Source organism: Trinickia acidisoli, assembly GCF_017315725.1.
GTDB lineage: Bacteria > Pseudomonadota > Gammaproteobacteria > Burkholderiales > Burkholderiaceae > Trinickia > Trinickia acidisoli.
In genome coordinates this window covers 1253041-1269077 of record NZ_JAFLRG010000002.1, presented here as the reverse complement: position 1 = coordinate 1269077, position 16037 = coordinate 1253041, and the positions used below count along the sequence as shown (strand labels likewise).

At 64.9% G+C, this 16037-nt stretch carries 12 protein-coding genes; 9 read left to right on the top strand and 3 right to left on the bottom strand.

Going from position 1 to position 16037, the window contains the following annotated elements; genetic code table 11:
* Positions 1-82: 82 nt before the first annotated feature.
* Entirely contained in the window at positions 83-1672 is a 1590-nt protein-coding gene (locus tag J3485_RS24090; protein ID WP_206958342.1) for an ABC1 kinase family protein, read from the bottom strand.
* Positions 1673-1987: 315 nt separating this feature from the next.
* Here J3485_RS24090 and J3485_RS24085 point away from each other — a divergent pair, with 315 nt between their 5' ends.
* From J3485_RS24085 to J3485_RS24065, 5 genes are all read left to right on the top strand, one after another.
* Entirely contained in the window at positions 1988-3025 is a 1038-nt protein-coding gene (locus J3485_RS24085; protein ID WP_206956843.1) for a rod shape-determining protein, read from the top strand.
* A 96-nt stretch (positions 3026-3121) separates the two neighbouring features.
* Positions 3122-3991: an MOSC domain-containing protein gene (locus J3485_RS24080; RefSeq protein ID WP_206956842.1), complete on the top strand. Its 870-nt coding sequence runs from the start codon at positions 3122-3124 to the stop codon at positions 3989-3991.
* 101 nt (positions 3992-4092) lie between these two features.
* A complete protein-coding gene (locus J3485_RS24075; protein ID WP_206958340.1) occupies positions 4093-4875 on the top strand; it encodes an alpha/beta fold hydrolase in 783 nt (260 codons plus the stop codon).
* Positions 4876-5042: 167 nt separating this feature from the next.
* Positions 5043-7334 carry an amylo-alpha-1,6-glucosidase gene (locus J3485_RS24070; RefSeq protein WP_206956841.1) on the top strand — a complete coding sequence of 764 codons (2292 nt, stop codon included), beginning with the start codon at positions 5043-5045 and terminating at the stop codon, positions 7332-7334.
* A gap of 65 nt (positions 7335-7399) precedes the next feature.
* Entirely contained in the window at positions 7400-8032 is a 633-nt protein-coding gene (locus J3485_RS24065) for a TetR/AcrR family transcriptional regulator (protein WP_206956840.1), read from the top strand.
* Positions 8033-8034: 2 nt separating this feature from the next.
* Here the strand turns inward: J3485_RS24065 and J3485_RS24060 are convergent, their stop codons facing one another.
* Entirely contained in the window at positions 8035-9045 is a 1011-nt protein-coding gene (locus J3485_RS24060) for a DUF2891 domain-containing protein (RefSeq protein WP_206956839.1), read from the bottom strand.
* Positions 9046-9165: 120 nt separating this feature from the next.
* A complete protein-coding gene (locus J3485_RS24055; protein WP_242538910.1) occupies positions 9166-9981 on the bottom strand; it encodes a TetR/AcrR family transcriptional regulator in 816 nt (271 codons plus the stop codon).
* A 192-nt stretch (positions 9982-10173) separates the two neighbouring features.
* On the opposite strand from J3485_RS24055, the gene J3485_RS24050 reads away from it, so the two are divergent.
* From J3485_RS24050 to J3485_RS24035, 4 genes are all read left to right on the top strand, one after another.
* Positions 10174-11355, top strand: coding sequence for an isovaleryl-CoA dehydrogenase (locus J3485_RS24050; RefSeq protein WP_206956837.1), 1182 nt, complete (start codon positions 10174-10176; stop codon positions 11353-11355).
* 60 nt (positions 11356-11415) lie between these two features.
* Entirely contained in the window at positions 11416-13023 is a 1608-nt protein-coding gene (locus J3485_RS24045; RefSeq protein ID WP_206956836.1) for a carboxyl transferase domain-containing protein, read from the top strand.
* Positions 13024-13052: 29 nt separating this feature from the next.
* The gene (locus tag J3485_RS24040) at positions 13053-13838 is read left to right on the top strand and encodes an enoyl-CoA hydratase/isomerase family protein (RefSeq protein WP_206956835.1); all 786 of its coding nucleotides are present in this window, start codon (positions 13053-13055) and stop codon (positions 13836-13838) included.
* A 74-nt stretch (positions 13839-13912) separates the two neighbouring features.
* Positions 13913-15919 (top strand): acetyl/propionyl/methylcrotonyl-CoA carboxylase subunit alpha, encoded by a 2007-nt coding sequence (locus J3485_RS24035; protein WP_206956834.1) that lies wholly within the window; start codon positions 13913-13915, stop codon positions 15917-15919.
* Positions 15920-16037 lie beyond the last annotated feature (118 nt).

Genomic DNA, 16037 nt, shown 5'->3' with positions numbered 1-16037 from the left:
GCCAGCGCTATGCTGCACCGCGGCGCCGACCCCTGGCCGGCAGCGCCATGACTGAAGGCGCGACGGCACGCCTGCGGCCTATCTACGGCTGTAGCGCGAGCCAGATCGCACTTGCGCCAAGCAACGCTCCGCCGACGGCGCAGGTCCAAAGCAGACGTCGTGTCCGTCGCTGCTCGCTGCGCAGCTCGGCGGCCCATGCGATCGAATCGCGCCGCTCGTGCACGTCATAGGCATGCTGTAGCCGTTGCATGACGAGGGTGGGTAAGCGCGGCATGACCGCCAGGTGCGGCAATTCGCGCGCGAGCCGCTTGATCCAGCCGCGGTGGCCCACGTCTTCGCGTGCCAGCGCTTTCAGCGTGCCTTTGACGACGCTCCAGATGTCGATGGTCGGCGCCAAGGTGCGAGCGAGCGATTCTGCTCGAACCAAGGCCTGATGAGCGAGTTCGAGCGTGGGTGAAATCTTGCCGTCGAACGGTTCGACCGCGCTGAGCATGTGCTGCAGCAGCGCGCCGGGGGAGCGCTGGTCGCTCGGTGCTGCGAAGTGGGGTTCGGCGCGCATGCGCAACTCCGCCTCGAGCACCTCGTCGCGGGTATTCGTGGCGACGTGGCCCACCTCGCGATGCATGGTCGCGAGTCGTCCATAATTTTGCTCGAACAACGCACTGGCTCCGTGGACGAAGAATTCGCGTTCAGCTTCTGTCAGGGTCGTCATGATCTTGCAGTCGCCGAACACGAGCCGGCCGAGGGTTCGAGGCTCGATGCTGACACGTAGACGCTCGGCATCCAGCGCCGCATGAAAGAAACCGTGCGTGAATGCTTGCTCGACGACGACTTCGACGATGCGCTCGGCCAATGCTTCCAGGTCGACGCCGTGCCGGCGCAGCCCTTCGAGGTCGGTCACGCCGAGCGTGTCGATGCGCTCGATGACGAGTGCCTGATCGGTGCTCAGTGCCCACACCACCTCGGGGACGACGACGCGCGCGTCTTCGCTGAAGTGCTGCCCCGTCTGCGACAAATTCGACGCTTCCGCTCGCAGATCGAAACGTCGCTGCACTTCGGCCGCGAGCGCTTGCACCAACGCGCGCAACCGCAACTCGCGCGCCTTGGGCAGGCAGCGTTCGAGCACGCGCGCCACCCAGCCCAGCACGGCGATGTCGTCGCCGATCTGTTGGACTTCCTTGACCCGCAGCAGCTTGACGACGACGTCGACGTAGCCGCCTTCGCGCCGTGTCGTGCTTTCCGGCACGCGCAGCCGCGCGGCGTGAACTTGCTCGGCGATGCTGCTTTCGAGCGCAACCGAGTCGATCGACGCGAACGCGGATTCGTGCGTGCGCCCCAGGGCGGCATGCAAGGCGAGGACGGCCTCTTGCGGCGGAAGCGGCGCCGCGAGCGCGGTCTCGGTGCGGGCCAACAGGGCGAATGCATCGTGCAGCGACCGGGCAAGCGCCTCCGGATTCTGCATGGATTGCGCCGCTAAGGCGCTGGCGAGCGGCCCCAATTGCGGGAGGGCTCGATGCAGCGCGTCTCGTGCGCCCGAGGACGTATGAAGGCGCGCTGCCAGGCTCGCGATCCAGTGCAGTTTGTGCTTTTGCGGTGCCGCGGCCCACAGCAGTCGCGCGCCGTAGCGCAGCGCGCAAAACAACAGAAGCAGCCGACGAATCGTGGTGCGCATGAAGAGAATGGAAGAGCCCAGCGGAACGGGAACGGGTGCCAGCGAGAAGGATGCCACGCGTAGCCGCGTCACGCGCGTTCCGTCGCAAAGAATGCATGTCCGTGCAGGATCGACGAATGCGCGAGGGGAATCGATCGGCCGATCATATTCTGCCGCGATGCACAACGAGAAAAGGGCAACCGACCCCTAAAGTTGCGCGAAACGCTGCCGTAATGGGGTCATCGGCCCGACCGCGCTGTCCGCAATGAGCCCAACGGGCGCCTCGCCCGTTGCCACGGGACGCATGCGTTGTTGTCATCCATGAGAGAGTCAACGATGTCGCATCATGCATTCTTCAATCGACTGTTCCCACAAGGCGTGGCGGTCGATCTCGGCACGGCGAACACCCTCATCTACACGCGCGGAAAGGGCATCGTGCTGAACCAGCCGTCGGTCGTCTGCTTTCAAAAGGCGACCGATGCGGGGAAGGGCCGGGTGACGGCCGTCGGCGATCAAGCCAAACAACTGATTGGGCGTTCCCCTATCAACGTCGAAGCCGTCCGGCCGATGCGGCACGGCGTCATCGCCAATTTTTCCGCGGCCGAGCACATGTTCCGCGAATTCGTCGACATGGCTCAACTGCGCTCGCTATTTGGGCGCCGCGCCGAGTTCACGATCTGCGTACCCTCCAATGCGACCGCCGTGGAACGGCGTGCGATCCGCGAGGCTGCGCTGGCGGCCGGCGCAGCCCGGGTGACGTTGATCGGGGAATCGCTCGCCGCCGCGGTGGGGGCGGGCTTGCCGGTTGCCGAGGCGCGTGGCTCGATGGTCGTCGATATCGGCGGCGGCACGACCGAAGTCGGTGTCGTCTCGCTCGGCGGGGTCGCCTATCAAACGTCGGTGCGCGTCGGCGGCGACCAGTTCGACGCGGCGATCATCGGCCACGTGCGCAGTACCTACGGGGTCATCCTCGGGGACCAAACCGCCGAAGTCATCAAAAAAACGATCGGCACGGCAACCGCGAACGGGCCGCACCAGCGGATGCGCGCGGTCGGCCGCAGCCTGGCCGACGGCTTGCCCCGGACGATCGAACTGTCGAACTACGACGTCGCCGAAGCACTGGCCGCGCCGCTCAAGACCGTCATCGGCGCCGTGAAGAATGCGCTCGAAAACGCACCGCCCGAGCTTGTCACCGACATTGCCGACAGCGGGATCGTGCTGACGGGCGGCGGCGCGCTGCTGGCGAATCTGGATCAACGGCTCGTCGAGGAGACGGGCCTTACCGTGCGCGTGGCGAACGAGCCGTTGACGTGTGCCGTCCGCGGGGCCGGTGCGGCCGCCGAGTGCGTCGACTCAGCCTCGTTCCTTCAGTAGCGCAGCCATACGCAACGCGCATCGCCGGGCCACGAGCGCGCCGGCGCGGTGTTACCATTCCGGTTTGGTTATCCGCGTCAAAAGCGTCGGCCGTCCATGCCCTCCATCAGTCAACTCCACATCTACCCCATCAAATCGTGCGGCGGCATCTCGCGCGACGCCGTTCGCCTGACCCCGTACGGCCTCGAACACGATCGCAACTGGATGGTGATCGATGCGCACGGATGCTTCGTCACCCAACGTACCCACGCAACGCTTGCACGCGTTCAGCCGGCCCTTTTCGGCAACGAGCTCGAAGTGCGCGCGCCCGGCATGGCAACGTTGACGCTGCCGGTGGAGGCCGCCGCGTTGGCCGGCGCGCCCACCGTGGCCGCGACGGTTTGGCGTGACACCGTGCCCGCGCTCGATGCGGGAGACGAAGCCGCGCGCTGGTTTTCGGATTTCCTGGGAGCCTCGGTGCGCCTCGTGCGCTTCAATCCCGGTTTCGAGCGTACCGCGAGCCGCACGTGGACGGGCGACGTCGAGGCGAAGGTACGCTTTGCCGATGGCTATCCGCTGCTCGTGCTCGGCGAAGCTTCGCTCGGCGATCTCAATGCGCGCTTGACCGGTAAAGGGATCGATCCGATTCCGATGAACCGTTTCAGACCGAATCTGGTTCTGGCCGGTATCGAAGCTTACGAGGAGGATTACACGGATGCGCTGCGCGTCGAGGCCGCCGATGGCAACGTCGAACTGCGCATCGTCAAGCCTTGTACGCGCTGCCCGATGCCGACCATCGATCAAGCACGCGGCGCGCCCGATCCGCGCTGGCCGAACGAGCCCACCGATACGATGAGCCCCTACCGTTCCGACAGCCGAGTCGACGGTGCGGTCACCTTTGGACAGAACGCAATCGTCATCGGCGGTGCCGGCGACACGCTAGCCGTGGGCCAGTCGGTGGACGCCGAACTGCGTTTCGACGCATGAGCGAGGTCGAACCGTTGGCAGGTCCGGTCGCCGCCTCTCGCCGAGCCGCGGTCGCCCCGGACGACGCCGTTCGCTTCGTCGATCTCGATGGCGAGTTACGAATGCCTTACATCGAGCGCGGTGACGGTCCGCTCGTGCTGTTCGTGCACGGCTCGCTTTGCGACTATCGATATTGGCAACCGCAGCTTGCCGGTTTGTCCGCGCGTTACCGCTGCGTCGCCGTGAGCTTGACTCACTATTGGCCGCTGGCCGGCTTGCCGCGTACGGTGCCGTTCAGTTGGAGCAAGCATGCCGACGAAATCGCCCAATTTCTGGAAAAGCTCGACGGCGGCCCCGCGCACGTCGTGGCGCATTCGCGCGGCGGCGCCGTGGCGTTCCAATTCGCGGTCCGACATCCCCAGCACTTGCGTACGCTGACGCTTGCCGATCCAGGCGGTCCGTTGTCGTCGCTGGGGCAGGCGCGCGCCGTGCTGCCCGATACCGTCAATCCGCTTCGCGCGCGGGCCGCGCAGTGGGTGGAGCGGGGCGATCCGGAGGCCGGGTTGCAATTATTCGTCGACTCGGTGAGCCGCGTCGGTTCGTGGGCGAAGAGCACGCAAGCGTTTCGGACGATGGCGCTCGACAACGCGCTGACATTGCCGTTGCAGTTTCAGGACCCGTTGCCCGCCTACACGCGCGAGGCCGCCTGGAGCTTGCGGTGCCCTACGATGCTGATCGACGGAGAAAAGAGCCCGGATCTGTTCCGGCGCAACGTCGACATGCTCGAAGGCTGGCTGCCGGACGTGCGGCGCCATACGATACGCGGTGCGTCGCATGGCATGAACCTCGCGCATCCGAGCGCGTTCAATCGCCACGTCGACGAGTTTCTCAGCGACAGCGAATGAATCGCGGCCGCTAAGCGCGGGCACCGCGCTTGCATGAATCGGCGAGCGATGCAAGATCGGTTTGACCGGTTGTTTCCTTCACGCGTCGCTTCCTACAATCGAGGCAAGCCAACGGCCGCAAGGCATGGAGTCGGCGTGAAGCACCCCCTTCGAACAGGAGCGAGACGATGCTCGACACCGAAGCACTGAATGACACCCCCACGCAAACGGGCGCGCCGCTGCACGGCGACCAAGCAGGCGCGTTCATCGCGCCCGAGCACCCCTACATCGCGCGCACGAGCCAATACGTGCTGAAGTCGGGCGATACGTTCGTCGTGAACGATCCGCTCGGCGACATCAATGGCCTCGACGACGGCCTGTTCGTCAACGACACGCGCATGCTGTCGCAACTGCGCCTGACGTTCGGCGGGCGGGCGCCGTCGCTCCTGTCCGGCAACGTCAGCAACGACAACGCGTCGTTCACCGCGCATCTCACGAATAATCCGCTGCCCCCGCTCGGCGGCGAAGGCACGCCCGAAGGCGTGATCCACGTGGAGCGGCTGCGCGTGCTGAGCGGCACGGTGCTCTATGAAGCGATCACGTTGACGAACTACGGCTTTACCGATGCCGTCGTGCCGCTGTCGATTTCCTTCGCCAGCGATTTCAAGGATATGTTCGAGGTGCGTGGCCTCAAGCGCGCGCAGCACGGCACGACCGAAACGCCTCAAGTGGGGCGGGACGACGTGCGGCTCGCTTACGTCGGGCTCGATCACGTTCTGCGGCGCGTGGACATCGCATTCGCGCCGGCGCCGAATCAGCTTTTTGCCGACCGTGCCGATTACACCGTCGAACTGCCGGCGCATGCATGCGTGTCGGTCTATTTGTCGGTCGCCGCGCACGCGCATGCCGTGTCGACCGAAGGAGGCGCCGAGCTGTCCCGCGTGCAAGTTGCGCTGCCGCCGCATAGTTCGCATCCCGCGCACCTGACGCAGATCGACGCGGTGCGGCCTCGCGTAGGGCGGGCGGCCGTGCGCGCGGCGCTGGCGAACGCGCACTTGTCGATGCGCGAACGCCGCCGAGCGACGGCGCGACTGCGCTCGAGCAATCCTTTGTTCAACGCCTGGCTCGACCGTTCATTTGCCGACCTCAGCCTTTTGACCACGGATTTGCCGACGGGCCCCTATCCCTACGCGGGCATTCCGTGGTTCTCGACACCATTCGGGCGCGATGCGGTCGTCACCTCGTTGCAGACGTTATGGCTGCAGCCGTGGCTTGCGCGCGGCGTGCTGCGTTTTCTCGCCGAGCATCAAGCGCGCGAGGATTCGAAGTTTCGCGACGCCGCCACGGGCAAGATCATGCACGAGATGCGCAAGAGCGAAATGGCCGCGACCGGCGAGGTGCCCTTTGCGCTTTACTACGGCGGTGTGGACACCACGCCGCTGTTCATCGTGCTCGCGGGCGCGTATGCGGCGCGTACGGGCGATCATGCCCTTATCGGAGAGTTGTGGCCGGCGCTCGAACGCGCGGCGCAATGGGTGTCGACCGTTTGCGACAAGAATCCCCATGGCCTGCTCGATTACCGCTGCGAGTCGGATCGCGGCTTGGCCAACCAAGGATGGAAGGACAGTCACGATTCGGTGTTCCATGCGGACGGACGCATGCCCGAAGGCCCGATCGCGCTCGTCGAGGTTCAGGCCTACGCGTGCGCGGCCTTCGATACGATGGCCGAATTCGCGACGCAGCGCGGGTTGAGCGAAGATGCCGCGCGTTATGCGGCGCGGGCCGTCGCTTTGCGCGAGCGCGTCGAGGCCTTGTTTTGGATGCCGGAACTCGACTTTTACGGCATCGCGCTCGACGGGCATGGCGAACTCTGCCGTGTACCCGCATCGAACGCCGGGCATTTGCTCGCCTTCGGGCTGCCCACGCGGGCGCGCGGCGAAGCCGTCGCGCGGCAACTGCAATCGACGCTCTTTCATACGGGCTGGGGCGTGCGCACGCTCGCCGCCGGCCAAGCGCGCTTCAATCCGATGGCGTACCACAACGGCTCGGTATGGCCGCATGACAACGCGCTGTGCGCGCGAGGGTTCGCGCGCTACGGCGACAAGCAGGCGGCGGTGCATCTGCTGCAGGCGTTGTTCGAAGCCGCCGTGAGCTTCGACATGAGGCTGCCCGAGCTCTTTTGCGGGTTTACGCGCCAGCGCGGTGAACCGCCGACCGCTTACCCCGTTGCGTGTTTACCGCAAGCATGGGCAGCGGGCGCGCCGTTCATGATGCTCGAAGCCTGTCTCGGCGTGACGGTCGATGCGGTGCGCGGCGAAGTGCGAATCGATCGGCCGGCACTGCCCGAGGGTATCGATTGGCTCGAGCTTCGCGATTTGCGCGTGGGTGAGGGGTCTGTTTCGATCACGTTTCGGCGCGTCGGGGAGAAGGTCGTCCCGTCTGCGGACGACGGCAACGTGCGCGTGGTGGCGATGCTCTAAGCGCGGAGGGCTCGGTGGTTGGGTGGCGCTTGAATTATTGAATGATAAGTCATAATATCGGCCGCATGACTACCCAACCGATCACCCGAGCCCGGCGTGCCCAGGGAGCCGCGCCGCGCGGCCGTCCACGCGAATTCGACACGGTGGACGTGCTCGATCGCGCGAGCCAAATCTTTTGGCGCCAGGGATACCACGCGACGTCGATCGACGATTTATGCGAGGCAACCGGCGTGCTGCGCGGAAGCCTTTACGGCGTATTCGGCGATAAGCACGGTTTGCTGCTGGCCGCGTTCGATCATTACGCCGACGGTGTGGTCGCGCGTCTGGCTGAGCGTCTGGCCGCGCAATTGCCTACGCGCGAGTCGTTGCGGGACGCCTTGCTGCACTACGCTCGCGTCACGAACGCGATGAACGGCGAGCGTAGCTGCTTCATCACGAATACGACCCTCGAAATGCAAGCAGGCGATGCAGCCTTGCGCGAACGCGTCGAATCCGTTCAGCGACGCATGACGACCTTATTGACGGCAGCCGTCATTCGAGGCCAGGCGGCCGGCGAATTCGAGTCGTCGCTCGATGAGAAGGCTGTCGGCGAATTCCTGCTCTGCGTGACGCAGGGCTTGCGCGTGATGAGCAAGGTCGTCGATGACGATGCTCGGCTCGAGCACATCGTGGATCTGGCGTTGCGCGCGCTCGGTTGAGTTCAAGCCTCGAGCGCCAGCAGCGCGAACGTCGCGAGCCAATGCTCACCCATGTAGTCGCCGGCAACGTGAGCGAGCGCCGCATTCAGATGCGTTTGCGCCGCTTCTTCGAGTAGCCGCTTGCGCGCGTCGCCGTCGGGCAACGCCGAGGCAAGCGAGCGTTGGCACCAGGCACGGCTTAAATTCAACCCGTCGAGATGGGCGATTTTGCCGTCGGTGCGATCGGTGACGGTTGCCGGCACGAACAGCGTGGCCGGTTCGCGCTGCGCCAAGCGGGGCAAGAACCGGTCGAACCAGACGTTGAACGCGTCGAGCGGCAGTACGCGCCGCATCAGTTCGGCTTCCATCAAAGCGGGCGACAGGAATTCGTCGCCGCTGGGCTCCCACGCCTGGCAGTCCGCATCGCGCTCATACCAGCGCCGCGCCGTTTCCTCGATCAGCGCCGCGAACGCGGTACGCCCCGTTGCGCGGGCAAAGTCGAGCGCCCCTGCGAGGGCAAACGCGGTATTGAAGTGCGTTCCGACGCGCAGCGGATAGGTCGCCTTCGGCAAAAACGTCTCGAATCGCTCGATGAAGACATTTGTCAGCGGGGCAAGCGTTGCGGCCCAGCGTGCGGCCTGCGACGAGCGCATCGCATCGAGCTGGCCGGCCAACGCGAGCAGCCATCCCCAACCGTACGGCCGTTCGAAGCCTTGATTGTGAGGCAGGCTCAAATAGGCAAGTTCGCCGGCAACGTTGGCTTGGGTGAAATGGGTGTCGACGACTTCGCTGATCGCCTGCGCTTGCGGCAGTGCCGGGTATCGATCGAGCAGCCGCAACAGGAGCCAATATCCGTGCACGCACGAATGCCAGTCGTAGCTGCCGTAGAAGATCGGATGCAACTCGCGCGGCGAGCGCACGTCTTGCGGACCGGCGAGCGAATGCGTGAGCTTGTTCGGATATTCGAGCGTGAGATGGGATAGGGCCAGGTCAGCGAACTTCGCGGCGATCTCGGGCGTGAGTCGGGTAGTCATCGAAGCGGGGAAAAGATGGGGAGTCCTAACGATAGCCGTCGCACTTGGGTTCGGCAAGCACGCATGCCTGTGTGCGCTCGGCCGGGGTGGGCTCGTGCCCGCGGCGCCGGAAGGGTCGCGTCAATCGTCGGTTTTCACGCGCCGCGATTTGCGCTTGTCGGATGCGGTGCCCGCGGCGACGCCTTTCGCACTTTCTTTGGCCGACAAGGGCGGGGCTGACTCATAGCGCCGCATCGCTTCACCGAGGTCGTCCCTCAAGCGCACGAGGGCCGTGATCGCGGGAGCCGGCGGCTGCAGCGTTGCCCATAGAACGTCGGCGAGACGGTCGGCCGTGACGTCGAGGTCCGGGCTTCGATGCGCGAGCGCGGCGTCCCAGAGCACGTGCTCCATCGGGCCGAACACCATCGAGCGCATCAGGCGCAGCGGTAAATCGGCGCGAATCTGCCCCGCCTGCTGCGCCTGTGCGAGCACGCGCATCAGCGGCGCCGTATAGCGGCGCTGCAGGGCGGTCAGTTCGGCGCTCAGTTCGTGATGCTTCGCCCGGCCTTCGGACAAAACGAGCGAGCACATGCCCGTGCCGTGCACGAGCATGAGCCGCAAGTGCGTGCGGACGATGAAGGCGAACTGCTGGCGCGCGCTGCCGTCTCGCGGCAAGCCCGTTTCGATTGCCGCGATGATTTCGTCGTACCAATCGGCGATCACGCGTGCGCAAAGCTCGCGCTTGCCGCGAAAGTAACTGAAGACGGTCGCCTCGGACACGCCCAGGCGCTGCGCGATCTCCGCGGTCGTCGCACGTTCGTATCCCTTTTCGGAAAATACCTCGCGCCCCGCGCGAAGGATGTCCTTCACCCGTTGCTGAGATTTGCGCCCGGCGGGCTGACGCCGCGTGCCGCCCGCTTCGGCCTTCGATTCTTCCCCAGTCTGAGTCGTATTCAACTTTGTCGCGCCCGCTTGGTTGCTGGACTGGATATTAGCACCGCGGCGCTGCGTCGTCGTCGCGGTATGAAAAATGAGCATTACTCAAGAAAATTGTTGACGCTTACGTAAATGTGGCGTGAAATGCGCGGTAATCGAGCGCGTGCCGCTCACGGGCCATTTCGGCCTCAATCCGAATTCGAGGAGACATTCATGAGCAATGTGCCTGGTTTGCAATTCGCGCTCGGCGAAGACATCGACATGCTGCGCGACACGATCGCCAACTTCTCGGCGAAGGAAATCGCCCCGCGGGCGGCCGAGATCGATCGCACCGATCAGTTTCCGATGGACCTCTGGCGCAAGTTCGGCGATCTCGGCGTGCTGGGTATGACCGTGTCCGAGGAATACGGTGGCGCGAACATGGGCTATACGGCACACATGATCGCGATGGAAGAGATCTCGCGCGCCTCGGCCTCGGTGGGCTTGTCCTACGGCGCGCACTCGAACCTGTGCATCAACCAGATCCACCGTAACGGCACGCCGGCGCAAAAGAGCCGATACCTGCCGAAGCTCGTGTCGGGCGAGCACGTCGGCGCATTGGCGATGAGCGAACCGAATGCGGGCTCGGACGTCGTCAGCATGAAGCTGCGTGCCGACAAGCGCGGCGATCGCTACGTGCTGAACGGCACGAAGATGTGGATTACGAACGGCCCGGACTGCGACACGCTCGTCGTCTACGCGAAGACGGACGTCGAAGCGGGCGCGCGCGGCATCACGGCCTTCATCGTCGAAAAGGGTATGAAAGGATTTTCGGTCGCGCAAAAGCTCGATAAGCTCGGCATGCGCGGCTCGCACACGGGCGAGCTCGTGTTCCAAGACGTGGAAGTGCCGGAAGAGAACATCCTCGGGCAACTGGGCGGCGGCGTGAAGGTGCTGATGAGCGGACTCGATTACGAGCGCGCCGTGCTGGCCGGCGGCCCGACGGGCATCATGCTCGCTTGCATGGACGCCGTCGTGCCGTACATCCACGACCGCAAGCAGTTCGGCCAGCCAATCGGCGAGTTCCAACTGATTCAAGGCAAGGTCGCCGACATGTACACGACGCTGCAAGCCTGCCGCGCTTATCTGTATGCGGTGGGCCGCCAACTCGACACGCTCGGCAAGGAGCACGTGCGCCAAGTACGCAAGGACTGCGCGGGCGTCATCCTCTATACCGCCGAGAAAGCGACCTGGATGGCCGGCGAGGCGATCCAGATCCTCGGCGGCAACGGCTACATCAACGAGTATCCGGTCGGCCGTTTGTGGCGCGACGCGAAGCTCTACGAAATCGGCGCGGGTACGAGCGAAGTGCGCCGCATGCTGATCGGCCGCGAGCTGTTCGCCGAAACGCTTTGACGCCGAGCCATCTTCAAGACATCTTCAAGACGAACGCCGCGAGACGGAGCATCGAGTCTTATGCCGATCATCGAAAGCAAATTGAACCCGCGCTCGGAAGATTTTCGAGCGAACGCCGCCGCGCTCGACGCGATCGTCGCCGACCTGCGGGCTAAGGTGGCCCACCTGGCGCTCGGCGGCGGTCAAGCCGCGCGCGATAAGCACATCTCGCGCGGCAAGCTGCTGCCGCGCGATCGCATCGCGCAATTGCTCGATCCGGGCACGCCGTTTCTCGAATTCTCGCAGCTCGCCGCGTTCGGGATGTATCACGACGCGGCGCCGGGCGCCGGCGTCATCACGGGCATCGGGCGCATCGCCGGGCAAGAATGCGTGATCGTCTGCAACGATGCGACGGTCAAGGGCGGCACTTACTATCCGATGACGGTCAAGAAGCACGTGCGCGCGCAAGAGATCGCCGCGGAGAACCGATTGCCTTGCGTCTATCTCGTCGATTCGGGCGGTGCGAACCTGCCGAATCAAGACGATGTTTTTCCCGATCGCGATCACTTCGGCCGCATCTTCTTCAATCAAGCGAACATGTCGGCCGCGGGCATCGCGCAGATCGCCGTCGTCATGGGTTCGTGCACGGCCGGCGGCGCCTACGTGCCCGCGATGAGCGACGAGTCGATCATCGTCAAGAACCAAGGCACGATCTTTTTGGGCGGTCCGCCGCTCGTGAAGGCCGCGACGGGCGAGGAAGTCAGCGCTGAAGATCTGGGCGGCGGCGACGTTCATACGCGGCTGTCGGGCGTGGTCGATCATCTCGCGCAGAACGACGCGCATGCGCTCGCGTTGGCGCGCGGCATCGTCGGCAAGCTCAATCGCACGAAGCAGCCGGGCGTCGTGATGCGCGAGCCGAAGCCGCCGCGCTACGATGCCCAAAGCCTTTATGGCGTGATTCCCGTCGATACGCGCAAGCCGTTCGACGTGCGCGAAGTCATCGCGCGTATCGTCGACGATTCCGAGTTCGACGAATTCAAGGCGCGTTTCGGCACCACGCTCGTCACCGGCTTCGCGCATATCTGGGGCCACCCGGTCGGGATCGTGGCGAACAACGGCATCTTGTTCTCCGAATCGGCGGTGAAGGGCGCGCATTTCATCGAACTGTGCGCCCAGCGCAAGATTCCGCTCGTGTTCTTGCAGAACATCACGGGCTTCATGGTGGGCCGCAAGTACGAGAACGAAGGCATTGCGCGCCACGGTGCGAAGATGGTGACGGCCGTCGCCACCGCGAAGGTGCCGAAGTTTACGGTCATCATCGGCGGCTCGTTCGGTGCCGGCAATTACGGCATGTGCGGCCGGGCCTACTCGCCACGCTTCCTCTGGATGTGGCCGAATGCGCGCATCTCCGTGATGGGCGGCGAGCAGGCCGCGTCGGTGCTGGCCACGGTCAAGCGCGACGGCATCGAAGCGAAGGGCGGCGCTTGGAGCGCCGAGGAGGAAGAGGCGTTCAAGAAGCCGATTCGCGATCAATACGAGCATCAGGGGCACCCGTACTATGCGAGCGCGCGCCTTTGGGACGACGGCGTCATCGACCCGGCTCAGACGCGCGACGTGCTGGGGCTTGGGCTCTCGGCAGCCATGAACGCGCCGATCGAAGACACGCGCTTCGGCGTATTCAGAATGTGATGCACGGTCCGGTCGACTGGAGACAATCGATGCAATACAGCATGCTGGAATGCTCGTTCGCCGGGCACGTGGCGACCATTACGCTCAATCGCCCCGACGTGCGCAACGCGTTCAACGAGACGACGATCGCCGAGCTGACCGACGCATTCGGCCAACTCGAAGCGCGCGAAGACATTCGCGCGATCGTGCTCGCCGCCCAGGGTCCTGCGTTTTGTGCCGGGGCCGATCTGAACTGGATGAAGAAGATGGCGGCGTTCTCCGACGAGGAGAACCGTGTCGACGCACGGCGCCTGGCCGATATGCTGTCGGCCATCTATCGGGCGGGCAAGCCCGTCGTCGCTCGCGTATCGGGCGACGCCTATGCGGGCGGCGTGGGCCTGGTCGCGGTCAGCGATATCGTCGTGGCCGTCGACAGCGCGCGCTTCTGTCTCTCCGAAGCACGGCTCGGCCTCATTGCCGCGACCATCGCGCCGTACGTCGTGCGTGCGCTTGGCGAGCGCGCCTCGCGGCGCTACTTCGCGACGGCCGAACCGTTCGATTGCGCGACGGCACAGCGCCTTGGGCTCGTGCACGAGATGGTGGCTCCCGATGCACTCGATAGCACCGTCCAGAAGATCACCGCGGCGCTGTGCGCGAACGGCCCGCAGGCCGTGCGCGAATCGAAACGGCTCGTGCAAGACGTAGCAGGGCATGCGCTCGATGAAGCGTTGATCGACGATACCGCTCGCCGCATCGCACGCATCCGCGCGAGCGCGGAAGGGCGCGAAGGTGTGGCGTCCTTCCTCGAAAAGCGCGCGCCGGCCTGGCGCGATTGACCGCAACTAGTACGTAGCCGTAATCGATACGCAACCGATACGCAACCGATAGCCGCCTCATTGCGAGACTTTCCATGTTCAACAAGATTTTGATTGCGAACCGCGGCGAGATCGCTTGCCGCGTGGCGGCAACGTGCAAGCGGCTCGGGATCGCAAGCGTCGCGGTGTATTCCGATGCCGATGCGAATGCCAAGCACGTTGCCGCTTGCGACGAAGCGGTTCATATCGGCGGTGCGGCCGCGAGCGAGAGCTACTTGCGCATCGAGCGCATCATCGACGCCGCGTTGCGCACGGGTGCCCAGGCCGTGCATCCGGGCTACGGATTTCTTTCGGAGAACGAAGCATTCGCGCAAGCCTGCGAGGCGGCGGGGCTCGTGTTCATCGGGCCGCCCGTCTCGGCTATCGCCGCGATGGGATCGAAGGCCGCGGCGAAAGCGCTGATGCAGGCGGCAGCCGTGCCGCTCGTACCCGGATACCACGGCGATGATCAGGAGTCCGAACTATTGCAGCGCGAAGCCGATGCCATCGGCTATCCCGTTCTACTCAAAGCGAGCGCGGGCGGCGGCGGTAAGGGCATGCGCGTCGTGGAGAAGGGTGAAGATTTCGCGCAAGCGCTGGCCTCGTGCAAACGCGAGGCCGCCAGCAGCTTCGGCAACGATCGCGTGCTGATCGAAAAATATCTGACGCGTCCGCGTCACGTCGAAGTGCAGGTGTTCGCCGATCAGCACGGCGGCGCCGTCTATTTGTTCGACCGCGATTGCTCGGTGCAGCGCCGTCATCAGAAGGTGCTCGAAGAGGCGCCCGCCCCTGGCTTGTCGGACGACGTGCGCCGCGCGATGGGCGAGGCCGCCGTCGCGGCGGCGCGCGCGGTCTCGTATGTCGGCGCCGGCACGGTCGAATTCATCATGACCGATAGCGCGTTCTACTTCATGGAGATGAACACGCGGCTGCAAGTGGAGCATCCGGTCACGGAGATGATCACCGGGCAGGACCTCGTCGAATGGCAGTTGCGCGTAGCGGCGGGCGACCCACTGCCGTTGCGCCAGGACGAGTTGCGTATCGACGGTCATGCGATCGAGGCGCGCGTCTATGCCGAGAATCCGGCTCGCGGGTTTTTGCCCTCGACAGGTACGCTCGAGTATCTGCGCATGCCGGCAGCCGTCGAGTTCACGATCGGCGCACCCTCGCGCGCGCCCGTGCGCATCGACAGCGGCGTGCGCGAGGGCGATACGATCACGCCGTTTTACGATCCGATGATCGCGAAGCTGATCGTTCACGGCGCCAATCGCGAAGAGGCGCTCGCGCGTTTGAGCCGCGCACTGCAAGGCTGCGAAGCCGTCGGCCCGCAAACGAACGTCGCATTTCTGCGGCGTATCGTCGAAAGCAAGCCGTTCTCGACGGCCGAATTGGATACGGGCCTCATCGAACGCCACCACGACGAACTGTTCGCATCGGTCGACAAGCCCTTCAAAGAAGCGCTGGCGCTCGCATGCGGCGCGTTGCTGATGCGTGAAAGCGGCGTCGCGCAGGCCGCATCGCCGTGGGATGCGTTGTCGCATTGGCGTTTGAACGGTAGCTATCGGCAAACGATCGAATGGCGCGACACGGAAAGCGAAAGCGCGTTCAAGGTCGTCTATGCGCGTGAGGGCGACTCGCGCACGCTCGAGCACGATGGTGTGGCCGAATCGTTCGACTGGTGGCGCGGCAGCGAGCCGCATACGTTCGGTGCGCGTCTCGGAGAGGCGCGCGTGACGGGGCGCGTGTTTGCCGACGGCGACGTCTTTCACGTTTTCTGCCAAGGCTCGGCGCTCGCGTTCGAGTGGCAGAACCTGCTTGCACATGCGGCCGATGCCGAGCATGGCGAAGGACGACTGACCGCGCCGATGCCGGGCAAGGTGATCGCGGTGCTCGTTGAGCCGGGTGCCGTCGTGGAAAAAGGCGCGCCGCTGATCGTGATGGAAGCGATGAAGATGGAGCATACGATTGGCGCGCCTACGGCGGGGAAGGTGGCCGAAGTGCTCTACGGCGTCGGCGATCAAGTGGCCGACGGTGCGCAGTTGCTCGTCATGGAAGCGCAGTAAGTCGTAAGGATGAAGTAAGCGGCGCGGCTCATCGCGGGCCGCTCATCCGCGCGGTGCCGCAATCGAAGCATCGCAATGCCTCGTCGCGTGGCCTATGCTGGAAGCGTTTGCATCCTGT

Coding starts and splice junctions, on each gene's coding strand:
- J3485_RS24090 (WP_206958342.1), bottom strand. CDS start 1,672: ATGCGCACCACGATTCGTCGGCTGCTTCTGTTGTTTTGCGCGCTGCGC.
- J3485_RS24085 (WP_206956843.1), top strand. CDS start 1,988: ATGTCGCATCATGCATTCTTCAATCGACTGTTCCCACAAGGCGTGGCG.
- J3485_RS24080 (WP_206956842.1), top strand. CDS start 3,122: ATGCCCTCCATCAGTCAACTCCACATCTACCCCATCAAATCGTGCGGC.
- J3485_RS24075 (WP_206958340.1), top strand. CDS start 4,093: ATGCCTTACATCGAGCGCGGTGACGGTCCGCTCGTGCTGTTCGTGCAC.
- J3485_RS24070 (WP_206956841.1), top strand. CDS start 5,043: ATGCTCGACACCGAAGCACTGAATGACACCCCCACGCAAACGGGCGCG.
- J3485_RS24065 (WP_206956840.1), top strand. CDS start 7,400: ATGACTACCCAACCGATCACCCGAGCCCGGCGTGCCCAGGGAGCCGCG.
- J3485_RS24060 (WP_206956839.1), bottom strand. CDS start 9,045: ATGACTACCCGACTCACGCCCGAGATCGCCGCGAAGTTCGCTGACCTG.
- J3485_RS24050 (WP_206956837.1), top strand. CDS start 10,174: ATGAGCAATGTGCCTGGTTTGCAATTCGCGCTCGGCGAAGACATCGAC.
- J3485_RS24045 (WP_206956836.1), top strand. CDS start 11,416: ATGCCGATCATCGAAAGCAAATTGAACCCGCGCTCGGAAGATTTTCGA.
- J3485_RS24040 (WP_206956835.1), top strand. CDS start 13,053: ATGCAATACAGCATGCTGGAATGCTCGTTCGCCGGGCACGTGGCGACC.
- J3485_RS24035 (WP_206956834.1), top strand. CDS start 13,913: ATGTTCAACAAGATTTTGATTGCGAACCGCGGCGAGATCGCTTGCCGC.